Origin of the sequence: Sphingomonas sp., assembly GCF_965248875.1 — a bacterium.
GTDB lineage: Bacteria > Pseudomonadota > Alphaproteobacteria > Sphingomonadales > Sphingomonadaceae > Sphingomonas.
In genome coordinates this window covers 428,255-442,937 of the sequence record NZ_CBDFKR010000011.1, presented here as the reverse complement: position 1 = coordinate 442,937, position 14,683 = coordinate 428,255, and the positions used below count along the sequence as shown (strand labels likewise).

Sequence of the window (14,683 nt, the reverse complement as noted above, 5' to 3'; positions counted from 1 at the left end):
CTGCATCGTTGGCCGTTTCGCACCTGGGCCCCGGCCGTCGCCGGGGTGAGATTGCCGTTGGGGCGTCGTCTTAGCCGCTTTGCAGCACGCCGCGGTAGACCGGATCCTCCAGTGCGCGGCCGGTGCCCAGCGCAACGCAGGTCAGCGGGTCCTCGGCAACCGTCACCGGCAGACCGGTCTCGTCGCGCAGCACCTCGTCCAGTCCCTCCAGCAACGCACCGCCGCCGGTCAGGACGATGCCCTGGTCGACGATATCGGCGGCGAGTTCGGGCGCGGTGTTCTCCAGCGCGACGCGCACGCCCTCGACAATGGTCGCCACCGGCTCCGACAGCGCCTCCGCGATCTGGCCCTGGTTGATCTGGATCTCCTTGGGCACGCCGTTGACGAGATCACGTCCCTTGATGAAGATCACCTGGCCGATCCCGTCCGCCGGGGGGCGGGCTATCCCGACTTCCTGTTTGATCCGCTCGGCGGTCGATTCGCCGATCAGCAGATTGTGGTTGCGCCGGACGTAGCTGACGATCGCCTCGTCCATCTTGTCGCCGCCGGTTCGCACCGAGGTGGTGTACGCCAGGCCGCGCAGGCTGAGCACCGCGACTTCGGTGGTGCCGCCGCCGATATCGACCACCATGCTGCCGATCGGCTGCGTCACCGGCATGTCGGCGCCGATCGCCGCCGCCATCGGCTCCTCGATCAGCCACACCTGGCTGGCGCCCGCGTTGGATGCAGCATCGCGGATCGCGCGGCGCTCCACCTTGGTGGAGCCCGACGGCACGCAGATCACGATTTCCGGCCAGCGCGCGAACTTGCGCGGCCCGTGCACCTTGCGGATGAAATGCTTGATCATCTCCTCGGCGATGTCGATGTCGGCGATGACGCCGTCGCGCAGCGGGCGGATCGCCTCGATCGAGCCGGGGGTCTTGCCCATCATCAGCTTGGCGTCGTCGCCGACCGCCTTGACGCGCTTGACGCCATTGATCGTCTCCACGGCGACGACCGACGGTTCGTTGAGCACGATGCCACGGCCGCGCACATACACCAGCGTATTGGCGGTGCCGAGGTCGATCGCCATGTCGTGCGACATCATCTTGAAGAAACGAGAAAAGATGCTGGGCAAAGTTCGGGTCCGATTGCGAGGGGCGCGGCTGTACCCCGCGCCCACCGCCGTCGGTGCGTGCCTCGTCAGCGGGGTCGCGGGATGCGGCCGGATGGGCTAGGGTTTGCCCGGTGTCAATACGCCGTCTGCCCGAGCATCTGATCAATCGCATCGCGGCGGGCGAAGTGGTGGAAAGACCCGCCAGCGCGTTGAAGGAGCTGGTTGAAAACGCGCTGGACGCGGGCGCGACTCGCGTCGCGGTCAAGCTGGCGGGCGGCGGCATCGACCGGCTGGAAGTTGCGGACGATGGCTGCGGCATGAACCCGGCCGAGATGGCGCTGGCGCTGGAGCGGCATGCGACGTCGAAGCTGCCCGACGAAGCGATCGAGGCGGTAACGACGCTGGGCTTCCGCGGCGAAGCGCTGCCGTCGATCGCCAGCGTCGCCCGGCTGACGGTGGAGAGCCGGGTCGGCGGCGGGGAGGGCTGGATGCGGGTCGTCGACAACGGCCATCCGGCGGGGGAGGGGCCGGCCGCGCTGCCGCCCGGGACGCGGATCGTGGTCGAGGCACTGTTCGCGCGCGTTCCCGCCCGGCGCAAGTTCCTTAGGTCGGTGCGGTCCGAATATGCCGCCTGCCTAGAAGTCGCGCGTCGGCTGGCGATGGCGCGGCCGGAGGTGGCGTTCTCCGTCGAGCATGACGGCCGCCGCGTGCTCGGCGTCCCGGCGGGACAGGACCGGCCGGCGCGGGTAGCGGCGCTGACCGACCGCTCGCTGATCAACAATGCCGTGCCGGTCGACTTGGTGCGCGAAACGCTTCAGCTCGGCGGGGTGGCAAGCCTGCCGACGTTCAATCGCGGTGTCGCCGATCATCAGTATCTGTTCGTCAACGGCCGCCCGGTGAAGGACCGGCTGCTCCTTGGCGCGATCCGCGGCGGCTATGCCGAGATGCTGCCACGCGACCGCCACGCCGTCGTCGCGCTGTTCCTCGACCTGCCAGCGAGCGAGGTCGACGTGAATGTGCACCCGGCGAAGACCGAAGTCCGCTTCCGCGACCCGGCGATCGTCCGCGGGCTGGTCGTGTCGGGCCTGCGGCGCGCACTCGATCAGGCGGGGTTCCGGGCGGCACAGCCCGCCGCCCCCGACCTGCGGGCGCTGTTCCGGGCGGGCGGGCTTGGCAGTTTCATCGGTCATCCAGACGGCGACTACCCATCACCTTCCTGGCCGCTCGCAGACGGCGGGCCGCAGGCTGTCGCGGGAGTGTCGGCGGCTGCGCTCCACGAGGCGCGCCCCACCTTCTTCAACCCTCCGCCCCAGGCTCGTGCCGACATTGCGGTCGCGGCGCCACCTCCGACGGTCACCCATCCGCTCGGCGTCGCCCGCGGGCAGGTCGCCAGGACCTACATCGTCGCCGAGGCCGAGGACGGGCTGGTGCTGGTCGATCAGCATGCCGCGCACGAGCGGCTGGTGCTGGAGCGGATGCGGGCTGCGCTGGCCGATGGCCGCGTCGCAGCGCAGACGCTGCTGATGCCAGCCGTCGTCGAACTGGACGAGCCGGCCTGCGACCGGCTGGAGGCGCGGGCGCAGGAGCTTGCGGATTACGGATTGGACCTGGAACGTTTCGGCCCTGCCGCGATGCTGGTCCGCGCGACTCCGGCAGCGCTCGGTGCCGCCGACCCGAGCGCGCTGGTCACCGACCTGGCCGACGAGCTCGCCGCATTCGACGAAACCCTGTCGTTGCGTGAGCGGCTCGATCGCATCGCCGCGACGATGGCGTGCCACGGTTCGGTCCGCGCCGGGCGCGTGCTCGCCGTCGCCGAGATGAACGCGTTGCTGCGGGAGATGGAAGCGACCCCACGGTCCGGCCAATGCAACCACGGCCGTCCGACCTGGGTGAAGCTGGCGCATGGCGATATCGAGAAGCTGTTCGGACGGCGGTGATCAAGCCGACCCGCTAAACGGACTCAACCTTCTGGTTCAGCCCTTCGCAACCTTTGCGCGTCAGGAACATTCAAGCAGCAACCCAGAACAAGCACAGGTTGCTCGGCCATGAAACAGATGTTCCCCCTAGTGATGGCGCTCATTCCCCTGTGTGCGGTGATCGGCGCCTGCGTCAGCTGCCCCTGACCAACGATCTCTTTGACCGGAAGAAGATAGGGCCGCTCGACTGATGTCGAGCGGCCCTTAACTTTGGCAAGACGGTCAGAACCGGATGCCCGGTCCACATCGCCGGCCGGACAGTCGCCGTTACGCCTGCTGGCCGTCAGCCGCCGGCGCCGGAACCTCGGCGGTGGCACCAGGTTCGGCGTTAGGATCATAGGCCTCGACGAAACCCGCCTCGTCCTTCTCGAACATCGCCGACATGACGTCGACGCCCGACGCCTGCATCTCGGCCTCTTCGGGCGAACGGGCGACGTTGACCTTGACGGTCACCGCCACCTCGGGGTGCAGCGCCAGCTTGACCTCATACAGCCCGATCGCCTTTATCGGCTTGTCGAGCACGACCTGCGCCTTCGACACCTTGTGACCGTCGGCGACGAGTGCATCGACCAGGTCGCGCACCGCGACCGAGCCGTACAGCTGGCCGGTGTTCGACGCCTGACGAATCAGCGTCACGGTCGCCTTTTCGAAGGTCTTGGCTTCCGTTTCGGCCTCGCCGCGGCGGCTGGCATTGTCGGTCTCGATCCGCGCACGATTGCTCTCGAAAACCTTGCGGTTGGCCTCGTTGGCGCGCAGCGCCTTCTTGCGCGGCAGCAGGAAGTTACGGGCGAAGCCGTCCTTCACCTTGACCACGTCACCGATGGCGCCGAGCTTCTCGACGCGTTCCAGCAGAATGACATCCATTGCTGCTACTCCCTCACTTCACGACATAGGGCAGCAGGCCCAGGTGACGCGCGCGCTTGATCGCGACCGCCAGCTCGCGCTGCTTCTTGGCCGACACGCTGGTGATGCGCGACGGCACGATCTTGCCGCGCTCGGACACGAAGCCCTGGAGCAGGCGGACGTCCTTATAGTCGATCCGCGGCGCGTCCTTGGCGCTGAACGGACATGACTTGCGGCGGCGGAAAAACGGACGGGCCATTATGCCATCTCCTCTTCACGACGCGGACGGGGAGCGCCGCCGTCACGGCTACCGTCACGATCGCGGCCGCCGTCACGGCCGCCTTCGCGCGGTCCATCCCGCCCTTCGCGGTCGGCGCGGCGCTCGCGGTCGCGCTCCTGCTTGCGCATCATCACGCTGGGGCCGGCCTCGGCCTCGTCGACCTTGACGGTCATGTAGCGGATGATGTCCTCGTTGATCTGCATCTGCCGCTCCAGCTCGGCGACGGCGCCGCCGGGCGCATCGATCTCCAGCATCACGTAATGCGCCTTGCGGTTCTTCGCGATCCGATAGGCGATCGAGCGCAGGCCCCAGCTCTCGGTCTTGGTGACCTTGCCCTGGCTATCGGTGATGATCTTGGTGGCGGTTTCCGCCAGCGCGTCCACTTGCGCCTGAGCCAGATCCTGGCGCGCAAGGAACACATGCTCGTATAGAGCCATGTTTCCGGTTCTCCTGCCGATCGCTGACGCCGCCCCATGCGGCGCCCCTCCGGCTGTCGTCTCAAAAGCAAGCGGGCGAGAGACTTGCGTCCTCGCCCGCTGGGGAGGCCCCTAGCCGAAGTGCGGGCCGGCCGCAACTCTTGCCGTTGCCGTGCGCTTGCTCGTAACGGCCGAACGGCGAAACGAAGCGAGAGGAAGCCGATGCGGGCATTCATCTTTCCCGGGCAGGGCAGCCAGGCGGTCGGCATGGGCAAGGCGCTTGCCGACGCCAGCCCCCACGCGCGCGAGGTGTTGCAGGAGGTCGACGAGGCGCTGGGGCAGAGCCTGTCGCGGCTGATGGCGGCGGGGCCGGCCGAGGAGCTGACGCTGACCGAGAACGCGCAGCCTGCGATCATGGCCAATGCAATCGCGACGCTCCGGGTGCTGGAGCGCGAGGGCGGGGTGCGGCTGGCCGAGAAGTGCGATTACGTCGCGGGGCATTCGCTGGGCGAATATACGGCGCTGTGCGCGGCGGGGGCGTTGGACCTTACGACGACCGCCCGGCTGCTGCGGACGCGGGGGCAGGCGATGCAGGAGGCGGCGCCGGTCGGCGAGGGGGCGATGGCGGCGCTGCTCGGCTGCGGCCTTGACACGGCGCGCGCGATCGCCGGCGCGGCCCGCGACGCGATCCGGCTGGAGGGCGGCGGCGAGACGGTCTGCACGGTCGCCAACGACAACGACCCGTCGCAGGTGGTGATCTCCGGCCACCGCGCCGCGATCGAGCGGGCGATACCACTGGCGAAGGAGCTGGGCGCGAAGCGTGCGGTGCTGCTGCCGGTCTCTGCGCCGTTCCACTGCGCGCTGATGCAGCCCGCCGCCGACGTCATGGAGAATGCGCTGCTCGACGCCGATCTGCGCGCGCCCTTGGTCCCGGTCTACTGCAATATCGATGCCGTGCCGATCGCGACGCCGGGTCAGATCAGGGTGGCGCTGGTGCAGCAGGTGACGGGCATGGTGCGGTGGCGGGAATCGGTGCTGGCGATGGTGTCAGCGGGGGTGACGGAGTTCGTCGAACTGGGCGGCAAGGTGCTGGGCCCGATGGTCAAGCGGATCGCGCCGGACGCGACCGTGACCAGCATCGTCGCGATTGCCGATATCGAAGTGTTGGCGGCGACCCTGTGACGCGCTGGCTGCTCGCGATCTTGGCGCTGGTGCCGTTACCGGCGATCGCGCAGACCGGCGCACCACGTGTCGAGCTGCCGGTGCGCGAGGTCGACCTGCCCAATGGCGACCGGCGGTTCGCGACGACGCTGCAGATCGACGGACGCGCAGTCGAGGTGGGGATCGACACCGGCTCGACCGGCCTGCGGGTGCTGCCGCGCGCGTTGGGTCCGGCGGGCGCGGCTGCGCATGGTTCCCGCGTGACCTACAGCTATGGCGCGGGCACCGGCTTCGCCGGGTCGGCTGTCGATGTCGCGGTCGCCGCGGGCGCCGTCGCCGGCACGATCAGGGTGATGCGGATCGAGGCGGTCGGCTGCACCGCGACGCATCCCGACTGCCCCGTCGCGCATGCCGACCTCGCCGCCTATGGCGTGCAGGGCGACGGCATCGCGGGGCAGGGCTTCGCCGCCATCCTGGGCATCCGCCTGCAGCATGACGAGATTGCCAACCCGTTCGAGCAGCTCGGCGTGCGCCGCTGGATCGTCGAGCTGCCGACGTCGGGCACGCAGCCCGGGCGGGTCATCCTCAACCCCGACGACGCGGAGGTGGCGGCCTATGCGCGGGTCGATGTCGACGCCGCCGGGACCACGCCTGTATGCCTGCAAGGACCGGAGCGTATCTGCGCGCGCGGGTTCTTCGACAGCGGCGCGGCAGGGCTGCGCGTGATCCGCGCGGCGCCGTTCCGGCCTTGGCCCAACGGCACCCCCACGACGATCACCGTCGGCAGCGGCGGCGCGGCGCAGCAGATGGCGGTGACGATCGGCCGCCGCGATCAGGCGAGCGCCCTGCTTTATGCGCCCGGCGGCGGCGACACGCGGCTGTCGCTAGGCTTCGCGCCCTATTTCCACTGGTCGGTGCTGTACGACGCCGCCGCGCATCAGATCGGGCTGAAGGCCCGCTAGGAGGATCATGTTCGATCTCAGAGGCATGACCGCGCTGGTCACCGGCGCGTCCGGCGGCATCGGCTCGGCGATTGCGCGCGCGCTGGCGGGGCAGGGGGCGCGGCTGGCGGTGTCGGGATCGAATGCCGACAAGCTGGAGCAGTTTCGCAGCGAATTGGGCGGCGATCACGTCGCGGTGCCTGCGAACCTGGCCGACGCGGCCGAGGTCGACGCGTTGGTGCCGACCGCGGTTGAAAAGCTCGGCGGCCGGCTCGACATCCTGGTCAACAACGCCGGCGTGACGCGCGACAATCTCGCAATGCGGATGAAGGACGAGGAGTGGGATACGGTCATCCGCGTCAATCTGGAGGCCGCTTTCCGCCTGATCCGCGCTGCCGCCAGGCCGATGATGAAGGCGCGCTTCGGCCGCGTGGTCTCGATAACCTCGGTGGTCGGCGCGACCGGCAATCCGGGGCAGGCGAACTATGCCGCGTCCAAGGCGGGGCTGGTCGGCATGTCCAAGGCGCTGGCGCAGGAGCTGGCGAGCCGCAACATCACGGTCAACTGCGTGGCGCCCGGCTTCATCCGCTCGGCGATGACCGATGGGCTGCCCGAGGCGCAGAAGACCGCGCTGCTGACGCGCATCCCCGCGGGCGAACTGGGAGCGGGCGAGGACATCGGCGCGGCGGTAGTGTACCTAGCCAGCCGCGAGGCGGGCTATGTCACCGGGCAGACGCTCCACGTCAACGGCGGCATGGCGATGCTCTAGCGGCAGCGCCCGCCTGATCGCCAGCCCGGCCACCATCAGGATTGCGAAAAGGTTGAGCGGTAACCCCGTCGCCTGCGCGACGGCGCGGCCGACCAGCGGCGCGATCCAGGCGAGCGCCAGTGCGGTCTTCTCCCAGTCCCGCCAGCCGCTCGCCTGCGCGTCGGCGGCGAGGAAGGCGATGGCGAGGCCCAGCACGACCATGTCGTAATCGAATGCGTAGGGCGTCGCGAGCAGCGTCGCGGCGCAGACGATCGCGTTGCGCATCGCCGGCGGCCCGCGCCAGGCGGTGACCGCCGCCGCGATCACGGCCGTGGCGCTCACGATCGCCTGCACGCCATAGGCGAGCGCGACGCCGCCGCCGTTCAGCCGCACCGCCGCGAACGCGCTGACGATCTTGTACGCGCCGGTGTCCGCGCCTTCGATCACCACCGTCCGCGTCAGCGTCAGCGAACGGGCGAACGCCGTCCACACCTCGACGCCCCAGATCCCGGTGGTCAGCGCCACCAGCGCCAGCGCCGTCACCACCGCCGTGCCCGTCGCGCGCCAATGGCGGCCCATAAGCAGCAGCAGCGGCAGCACCGGCGCGAACTGCGGCTTGTAGCACAAGCAGCCAAACAGCACCCCCGCCAGCACCGGCCGCCGCTCCAGCGCGAGCAGCCCGCCGCCGAGCAGCGCCGCGGTCAGGAAGCCGTTCTGGCCATGCCCCAGGCACACGAACACCGCCGGATAGCCCAGCGCGACGAGCCCGGCTCCCGGCGCGATCCGCCGCGTCACCAGCCACGCCGCGACCAGCGTCACCGCCTGATAGACGAGGTACGATGCCACATAGGGCAGCCACGCCAGCACCGTCGCGACAAGGAGAAACGGCGGGGGATAGTGCCAGCCATAGAACGGCACGCCGCGCCCATGCAGCGCCTGCTGCGCCGCATAGTGCTGCGGCCAGTCCCAAGCCGCCGCCGCGCGGCCGGCGCCGGCCATCTGCCCGGCGGTCCAGACGTTCGAGAAATCCGTACCTACCGGCCGTCCCCAGAGGTCGACGGTGCCGTGCGCGGTCAGCACCAGCCAGCCGATCGCCAGCACCGTCATGGCGACGCTGACGATCGCGAACCGGTGTGCGCGATCGGTGGTCAGCCAGGTGCCCGAGCGAAGCGAACGCCACATCCGCAACCTGTTAGGCAAGCCTTCGTTAAGGATGCCTCACCGCCGCACGGGCTTGTCAGGCTCCCGACCCCGTTCTACGGCGGGCCCAGCACCAACCCCAAGAGGGAATGAGTTTATGAGCGAGACCGCCGACCGCGTGAAGAAGATCGTCGTCGAGCACCTCGGCGTCGAGGCCGACAAGGTGACCGAGGATGCGAGCTTCATCGACGATCTCGGCGCGGACTCGCTCGACATTGTCGAACTGGTGATGGCGTTCGAGGAAGAATTCGGCGTCGAGATACCCGACGACGCGGCGGAAAAGATCACCACGGTCAAGGATGCGATCAGCTATATCGACGAGCACAAGTCCTGAGCCTTTGAGGCTGGGCCATCGCTCGTCATGACATATGAACGGCTCCCGCCCGGGCCACGGGCCGGGGGCCGTTTTTTTTTGATCAAGGGAAAGGGAGCGCAGATGCGGCGTGTCGTCGTTACCGGCCTGGGCCTGGTCACCCCGCTCGGCGCGAACGTCGAGACAGCCTGGGCGAACATCATCGCCGCCAAATCCGGTGCGGGCACGATCACCCGGTTCGACGCGACCGACTTCCAGTCCAATTACGCCTGTGAGGTGAAGCCGGCCGACCACGAATACGGCTTCGACCCCGGCAAGCGCGTCGACCACAAGGTGCAGCGGCAAGTCGATCCCTTCATCGTCTACGGCATCGACGCCGCGGGGCAGGCGCTGGAAGACGCCGGGCTGACCGACATGGCGGAGGCGGAGCGTTTCCGCGCGGGCGCGTCGATAGGCTCGGGGATCGGCGGGCTGCCGGGGATCGAGAGCGAGTCGCTGGTCCTCGCCGAGAAGGGGCCGAAGCGCGTCAGCCCGCACTTCGTCCACGGGCGCCTGATCAACCTCATCACCGGCCAGGTGACGATCAAATACGGGCTGATGGGCCCGAACCATGCGGTCGTCACGGCGTGTTCGACCGGCGCGCACTCGATCGGCGACGCGGCACGAATGATCGCGATGGACGACGCCGACGTCATGCTCGCGGGTGGCGCAGAGGGAGCGATCTGCCCGCTCGGCATCGCCGGTTTCGGCCAGGCGCGCGCGCTGTCGACGGGGTTTCGCGACGAGCCGTGGCGCGCCAGCCGTCCCTATGACAAGGGTCGCGATGGGTTCGTCATGGGCGAGGGGGCGGGCGTCGTCTGCCTCGAGGAATATGAGCGCGCGAAGAAGCGCGGGGCGAAAATCTATGCCGAGGTGATCGGCTATGGACTGTCGGGCGACGCCTATCACGTCACCGCCCCGCATCCCGAAGGCTCGGGCGCGTACCGGGCGATGGAGATGGCGATGAAGAAGTCAGGGCTCGCGCTCGGCGATATCGACTATATCAACGCGCACGGCACCTCGACCCCCCTTGGCGACGAGCTGGAGCTGGGCGCGGTGCGGCGGCTGTTCGGCAACGCGATTGGGACGCTGTCGATGAGTTCGACCAAGTCGGCGATCGGGCACCTGCTGGGCGGTGCCGGCGCGGTCGAGTCGATCTTCTGCATCCTGGCGCTGCGCGATCAGGTCGCGCCGCCGACGCTAAACCTCGACGATCCCAGCGATAATTGCGCGGGCGTCGATCTGGTGCCGCACCAGGCGAAGCAGCGACCGATCCGGGCGGTACTGAACAACAGCTTCGGCTTTGGCGGGACCAATGCGTCGCTGGTCATGACGGCGGTCTAGCAGCTGATGCGCCGGCTCGGCTGTTCCGGTCTCGTCGCGATCCTCGCCGCGGTAGGCGTGCTGTTCTGGACGGTGCGGAGCTGGGGCGGGGCGGGGCCGAGCACGCACACGATCACCTTCGAGGTGGCGCCCGGCGCATCGCTCGCGTCTACTGCGCAGAAGCTGGAGCATGCCGGCGCGATCCGTTCGGCCGACCGCTTCCGGCTGCTCGCGCGGGTGTTCGGCTCGGGCGAGGGGATCAAGGCGGGCGAATACCGGCTCCCGCCGCACATCTCGGCCGCCGACGTCCTGAAGCTCGTCCAGGGCGGCCGGACGCTGCAGCGGATGGTCGTCGTCCCGGAGGGCTGGGCGTCGGTGCAGGTGCAGGATGCGCTTCGCGACGCGCAGGGGCTGACCGGCCCGCCGCCGCTGCCGCCCGAGGGCTCGATCCTCCCCGACAGCTACGCCTTTGAGCGCGGCGCGACACGCGCGAGCGTCGCGGCGCGAATGGAAAAGGCGATGCGCGATTACCTCGCCGCAGCGTGGGCGAAGCGGAAACCCGGCATTGCGGTGACCACGCCCGAACAGGCGATCGTCCTCGCCTCGATCGTCGAGAAGGAGACCGGCAAGGCGTCCGAGCGGCGGCTGGTCGCGGCTGTTTATTCCAACCGCCTGCGGCGCGGCATGAAGCTGCAGGCCGATCCGACGGTGATCTATCCGATCACCCACGGCCGCCCGCTGGGCCGGCGTATTCGCGAGTCGGAATTGCAGGCGGTGAACGGCTACAATACCTATGCCGCGATCGGGCTGCCGGCCGGGCCGATCGCCAATCCCGGCCGCGCCTCGATCGACGCGGTACTCGATCCGGCGGACAGCCAGGCGCTGTACTTCGTCGCGGACGGCAGCGGCGGCCACGTCTTCGCGACGACGCTGGACGAGCACAACCGCAATGTCGCGAAGTGGCGCGCGTACCGCGCGGCGCACGGGACCTGATCCCCCGCGCGTGCGGAGAGGTGGCGCGCGGCGCAGCCGCGGGACGGAGGGGCGGCCGTTTCAGGCGGCGTCGCTAACGGGATACCCCTCCACCACGCGCTTCGCGAGTGGTTCCCCTCCGCCGCAAGCGGGGAGGATCACCCAAACTGCTGGGCCGCCGCCGCAGCCGCGCCGAACAGGCCAGGCTGCGGGTGGGTGATGAGCTTGACCGGCAACCCCGCCATCAGCTGCTGGAACCGTCCTTTCGCGGTGAAGCGCACCCCGAACCCTGACCGCGGCAGCCGATCGCGCAGCCGATAGCCCAGCCCGCCCGCGATCACGACCGCCTTCGCGCCCTGCGCCAACGCGAGGTCCCCCGCTACCGCGCCGAGCGCGAGACAGAAGCGGTCCAGCGCCGCCACCGCCAGCGGATCGTCGCCGTCGAGCGCAGCGGTCCAGATCGCGCGGTCGTCGCGATGCGTCACCGCCGCGCCATCCAGCCCGGCCAGCGTCTCATACCAGGCGACGATCCCCGGTCCCGCACACACCCGCTCCGCCGACACCCGCGTGAACTGCGCGCGCAGCCGGACGATCAGGGCGTCCTCGACCGCGTCGAGCGGCGCATAATCGACATGACCGCCCTCGGTCTCGATCACATGATAGCCGCCTGCCATCCGCAACAGCTGCGCGACACCCAGCCCCGTGCCCGGCCCGCAGATGCTGATGCTGCCCATATCGGGCAGCGCCATGTCGGGGCCGCAGAGATGCTCGAACTGATCGGGCGCCGCATGCTGGACTGCGTGGCCAACCGCGCCGAAGTCGTTGACCAGCAGCTGCCGGTCGAGCCCCAGCTGCGCAGCCAGCTCGGCGGGGCGGATCACCCAGGGGTTGTTGGTCAGCTTGATGACCTCGCCCCCGACCGGCGACGCGATCGCCAGCGCTGCGGCACGGGGCAGGGGCTGGCCGACGCTGCGCCCGAACGCTGCCCAGGCGAGCTGGAGGCTGCCATGTTCGGCAGTCTTGAGCGTCACCGGCTCGCTGAGCCGGACGACATGGCCATCGGCGACCTCTGCAAGCGCGAACCGCGCGTGAGTCCCGCCGATGTCCGCCGCGACCAGTTCCATCGCCGTCGCCTCTATGGCGCCCAGTGGATGTCGACCGGCAGGTCTGCGCCCGCCAGCACGCGCCCGATCGGATAGCTCGACGATTCGCCCTGCTTGATCGCATCCTCCAGCACCTGGCGCTTCTTGGCGCCGGTGATGACCACTGTCAGCGCCTTCGCGGTGACGATCCCCTGCCGCGACAGGCTGACGCGGGCGACCGGCGCTTCGGGCGGCAGCGGCGCTGGCATCACGCCCAGCGCCCGGCGCTCACGCGGGCCCGACAGCGCCTCGTCATAATCGGGGCCATGGAAGATCGAGGCGGTGTGCCCGTTCTCGCCCATGCCGAGCAGCACCAGGTCGAGCGGCCAGTGCAGGTCCTGCATCAGCGCATCGGCGGAGCGGCCCGCCGCCTTGTAATCCCCAAGGGATGCCGGCGTCGCCTGCGGGACGATCGGCATCACGCGCGCGCCCTTGGGAATGAACGCCTTGCCGATCATCGTCACGTTCGACAGCTTGTCGCCGATCGGAACGACGCGCTCGTCGGTTGGGATGATCGTCACCCGCTTCCAGTCGAGCTTGGCCGCGGCGAGCTTGGCATAGACCGGCGCGGGGGTGCTGCCGCCCGCCAGCGCAATCACCGCCGCGCCGCGCGCGTCGAGCGCCGATTCGATCACGAACTGCACATCGCCCGCGACGGCGTCGGCGAACTCCGCCGCGTCGTCATATTCCCACCATTCGACTTCTTCGGTCATCAAACTTCCTCGGATGACCTCTCCCGCTGGCGGAAGAGGGTGTTCAATCGTCCTGCCATGTCACGCCGTCGCGCTCGGTCAGCGCGATCGCGGCGGACGGCCCCCAGCTGCCCGAGGCGTAGCTCTTCGGTCGCGTCCCGTTTGCAGCCCAGCCGGCGCGGATCGCATCGATCCAGCGCCATTGCCCCTCCACCTCGTCGCGGCGAACGAACAGCGTCTGGTCGCCCTCGATCAGGTCGAGGAGCAGGCGTTCATAGGCAATACGCCGCCGTTGGCCGCCGAACTCCTGGTCGAGGCTGAGGTTCAACGGCACCTCGCGCAGCTTGACGCCATCGCGATCGAGCCCCGGCTGCTTCGCCATCACCAGCAGCTGGATATACTCCTCCGGTTGCAACCGAATGACGAGCACATTGGGCTGGAGCATGCCGCCGCGTCCGGCAAACATCGAATGCGGCACCGGCTTGAACTGGATCGCGATTTCCGACCGCCGCACCGCCAGCCGTTTGCCGGTGCGCAGGTAGAAGGGCACGCCTTGCCACCGCCAATTGTCGACATAAGCCTTGATCGCGACGAAGGTCTCGGTGTCGGATGGCTTGCCCAGCTCGTCGGTATAGCTCTTGACGATCTCGCCGCCCGAGGCGCCGGCACCGTACTGGCCGGAGACGACGTTGCGGCCGACATCTTCGGGGGTGATCTCGCGCAGCGAGTGGAGCACCTTCGCCTTTTCGTCGCGGATCGCGGTCTTGTCGTAGCGGGCAGGGGGCTCCATCGCGACCAGCGTCAAGAGCTGCAGCGTGTGGTTGGCGATCATGTCGCGCAGCGCGCCCGCGCCATCGTAATAGCCCGCGCGCTCCTCCAGCCCGACCGTCTCCGCGATCGTGATCTGGACGTTGTCGATCCCGCGCGCGTTCCAGATCGGCTCGAAGAAGGTATTGCCGAAGCGCAGCGCCAGGATGTTCTGCACCGTCTCCTTGCCCAGATAATGATCGATGCGGAAGATGCGTTCCTCCGGAAAAACCTTGGCGACCGCGTCGTTGATCTCGCACGACGAGGCGAGGTCGTAGCCGAGCGGCTTTTCCAGGCCGATGCGCACCGTCGGCCCGGCAAGGCCGACCGCCTCCAGCCCGCTGATCGCCGCCTCGAACAGCGACGGCGCGGTCGAGAGATAGATGGCGAGCCCGCCCGCCACGTCGCCGACTTTGTCCGCCAGCGGCTTGAACTGGTCGGGCTGGCTCATGTCCATCGCCTGATAGCCGAGCCGCGGGAGGAAAGTGCCGAGCGCGCTTTCGTCCTTCAGCTCGGGCGGCAGGAACTTGTCGAGCGCCTTCTTCGCGAAGTCGCGATAGCTGTCGTCATTATAGTCGCTCCGCGCCGCGCCGGTGATCGTCAGGTCCTTGGGGAGCAGCCCGTCGGCGTGGAGGCCGTAGAGCGACGGCAGCAGCATTCGCTGCGCAAGGTCGCCGGTCGCGCCGAACAGGAGGAGCTTGGAGACGGGATTGCGGTCCATCGGCGTTCCTTCG

Annotated in this window: 15 protein-coding genes; 7 read left to right on the top strand and 8 right to left on the bottom strand. The window is 69.0% G+C overall.

The window, feature by feature from the left end; genetic code table 11:
• Positions 1-70 precede the first annotated feature (70 nt).
• Positions 71-1,087 carry a rod shape-determining protein gene (locus ACP2AD_RS09050; protein ID WP_425231135.1) on the bottom strand — a complete coding sequence of 339 codons (1,017 nt, stop codon included), beginning with the start codon at positions 1,085-1,087 and terminating at the stop codon, positions 71-73.
• A gap of 140 nt (positions 1,088-1,227) precedes the next feature.
• Between ACP2AD_RS09050 and mutL the strand changes: the two genes are divergently transcribed.
• Positions 1,228-3,033, top strand: coding sequence for a DNA mismatch repair endonuclease MutL (gene mutL / locus ACP2AD_RS09045; protein ID WP_425229743.1), 1,806 nt, complete (start codon positions 1,228-1,230; stop codon positions 3,031-3,033).
• 306 nt (positions 3,034-3,339) lie between these two features.
• Here mutL and rplI read toward each other — a convergent pair whose 3' ends face one another.
• Genes rplI through rpsF form a run of 3 tightly spaced genes read right to left on the bottom strand, consistent with a single transcriptional unit; the run spans position 3,340 to position 4,632 of the window.
• Positions 3,340-3,936 (bottom strand): 50S ribosomal protein L9, encoded by a 597-nt coding sequence (gene rplI, locus ACP2AD_RS09040; RefSeq protein ID WP_425229742.1) that lies wholly within the window; start codon positions 3,934-3,936, stop codon positions 3,340-3,342.
• A 13-nt stretch (positions 3,937-3,949) separates the two neighbouring features.
• Complete coding sequence (gene rpsR, locus ACP2AD_RS09035) at positions 3,950-4,174, bottom strand: 30S ribosomal protein S18 (protein WP_095996642.1); 225 nt, start codon at positions 4,172-4,174, stop codon at positions 3,950-3,952.
• The gene (gene rpsF, locus ACP2AD_RS09030) at positions 4,174-4,632 is read right to left on the bottom strand and encodes a 30S ribosomal protein S6 (RefSeq protein ID WP_425229741.1); all 459 of its coding nucleotides are present in this window, start codon (positions 4,630-4,632) and stop codon (positions 4,174-4,176) included. The genes rpsR and rpsF overlap by 1 nt, the downstream gene beginning before the upstream one ends.
• Before the next feature lie 201 nt (positions 4,633-4,833).
• On the opposite strand from rpsF, the gene fabD reads away from it, so the two are divergent.
• Genes fabD through fabG form a run of 3 tightly spaced genes read left to right on the top strand, consistent with a single transcriptional unit; the run spans position 4,834 to position 7,482 of the window.
• Positions 4,834-5,793 carry an ACP S-malonyltransferase gene (gene fabD / locus ACP2AD_RS09025; protein ID WP_425229740.1) on the top strand — a complete coding sequence of 320 codons (960 nt, stop codon included), beginning with the start codon at positions 4,834-4,836 and terminating at the stop codon, positions 5,791-5,793.
• Positions 5,790-6,734: a hypothetical protein gene (locus tag ACP2AD_RS09020; protein WP_425229739.1), complete on the top strand. Its 945-nt coding sequence runs from the start codon at positions 5,790-5,792 to the stop codon at positions 6,732-6,734. The genes fabD and ACP2AD_RS09020 overlap by 4 nt, the downstream gene beginning before the upstream one ends.
• 7 nt (positions 6,735-6,741) lie before the next feature.
• A complete protein-coding gene (fabG, locus tag ACP2AD_RS09015; RefSeq protein WP_425229738.1) occupies positions 6,742-7,482 on the top strand; it encodes a 3-oxoacyl-[acyl-carrier-protein] reductase in 741 nt (246 codons plus the stop codon).
• Here the strand turns inward: fabG and ACP2AD_RS09010 are convergent.
• Complete coding sequence (locus ACP2AD_RS09010; protein ID WP_425229737.1) at positions 7,411-8,643, bottom strand: glycosyltransferase family 87 protein; 1,233 nt, start codon at positions 8,641-8,643, stop codon at positions 7,411-7,413. The genes fabG and ACP2AD_RS09010 overlap by 72 nt on opposite strands.
• Before the next feature lie 115 nt (positions 8,644-8,758).
• Here ACP2AD_RS09010 and ACP2AD_RS09005 point away from each other — a divergent pair, with 115 nt between their 5' ends.
• From ACP2AD_RS09005 to mltG, 3 genes are all read left to right on the top strand, one after another.
• The gene (locus ACP2AD_RS09005) at positions 8,759-8,995 is read left to right on the top strand and encodes an acyl carrier protein (protein ID WP_425229736.1); all 237 of its coding nucleotides are present in this window, start codon (positions 8,759-8,761) and stop codon (positions 8,993-8,995) included.
• Between the two features lie 102 nt (positions 8,996-9,097).
• The gene (gene fabF, locus ACP2AD_RS09000; RefSeq protein ID WP_425229735.1) at positions 9,098-10,357 is read left to right on the top strand and encodes a beta-ketoacyl-ACP synthase II; all 1,260 of its coding nucleotides are present in this window, start codon (positions 9,098-9,100) and stop codon (positions 10,355-10,357) included.
• Positions 10,358-10,363: 6 nt separating this feature from the next.
• Positions 10,364-11,329, top strand: a complete 966-nt coding sequence (gene mltG / locus ACP2AD_RS08995; protein WP_425229734.1) for an endolytic transglycosylase MltG — start codon at positions 10,364-10,366, stop codon at positions 11,327-11,329.
• A 137-nt stretch (positions 11,330-11,466) separates the two neighbouring features.
• Here mltG and ACP2AD_RS08990 read toward each other — a convergent pair whose 3' ends face one another.
• From ACP2AD_RS08990 to zwf, 3 genes are read right to left on the bottom strand one after another with little or no spacing between them, the layout of a single operon-like run.
• On the bottom strand, positions 11,467-12,432 hold the full coding sequence (locus tag ACP2AD_RS08990) for a glucokinase (protein WP_425229733.1): 966 nt from the start codon (positions 12,430-12,432) through the stop codon (positions 11,467-11,469).
• Positions 12,433-12,443: 11 nt separating this feature from the next.
• Positions 12,444-13,163 carry a 6-phosphogluconolactonase gene (gene pgl / locus ACP2AD_RS08985; protein ID WP_425229732.1) on the bottom strand — a complete coding sequence of 240 codons (720 nt, stop codon included), beginning with the start codon at positions 13,161-13,163 and terminating at the stop codon, positions 12,444-12,446.
• A 43-nt stretch (positions 13,164-13,206) separates the two neighbouring features.
• Positions 13,207-14,670, bottom strand: coding sequence for a glucose-6-phosphate dehydrogenase (gene zwf / locus ACP2AD_RS08980; RefSeq protein WP_425229731.1), 1,464 nt, complete (start codon positions 14,668-14,670; stop codon positions 13,207-13,209).
• Positions 14,671-14,683 lie beyond the last annotated feature (13 nt).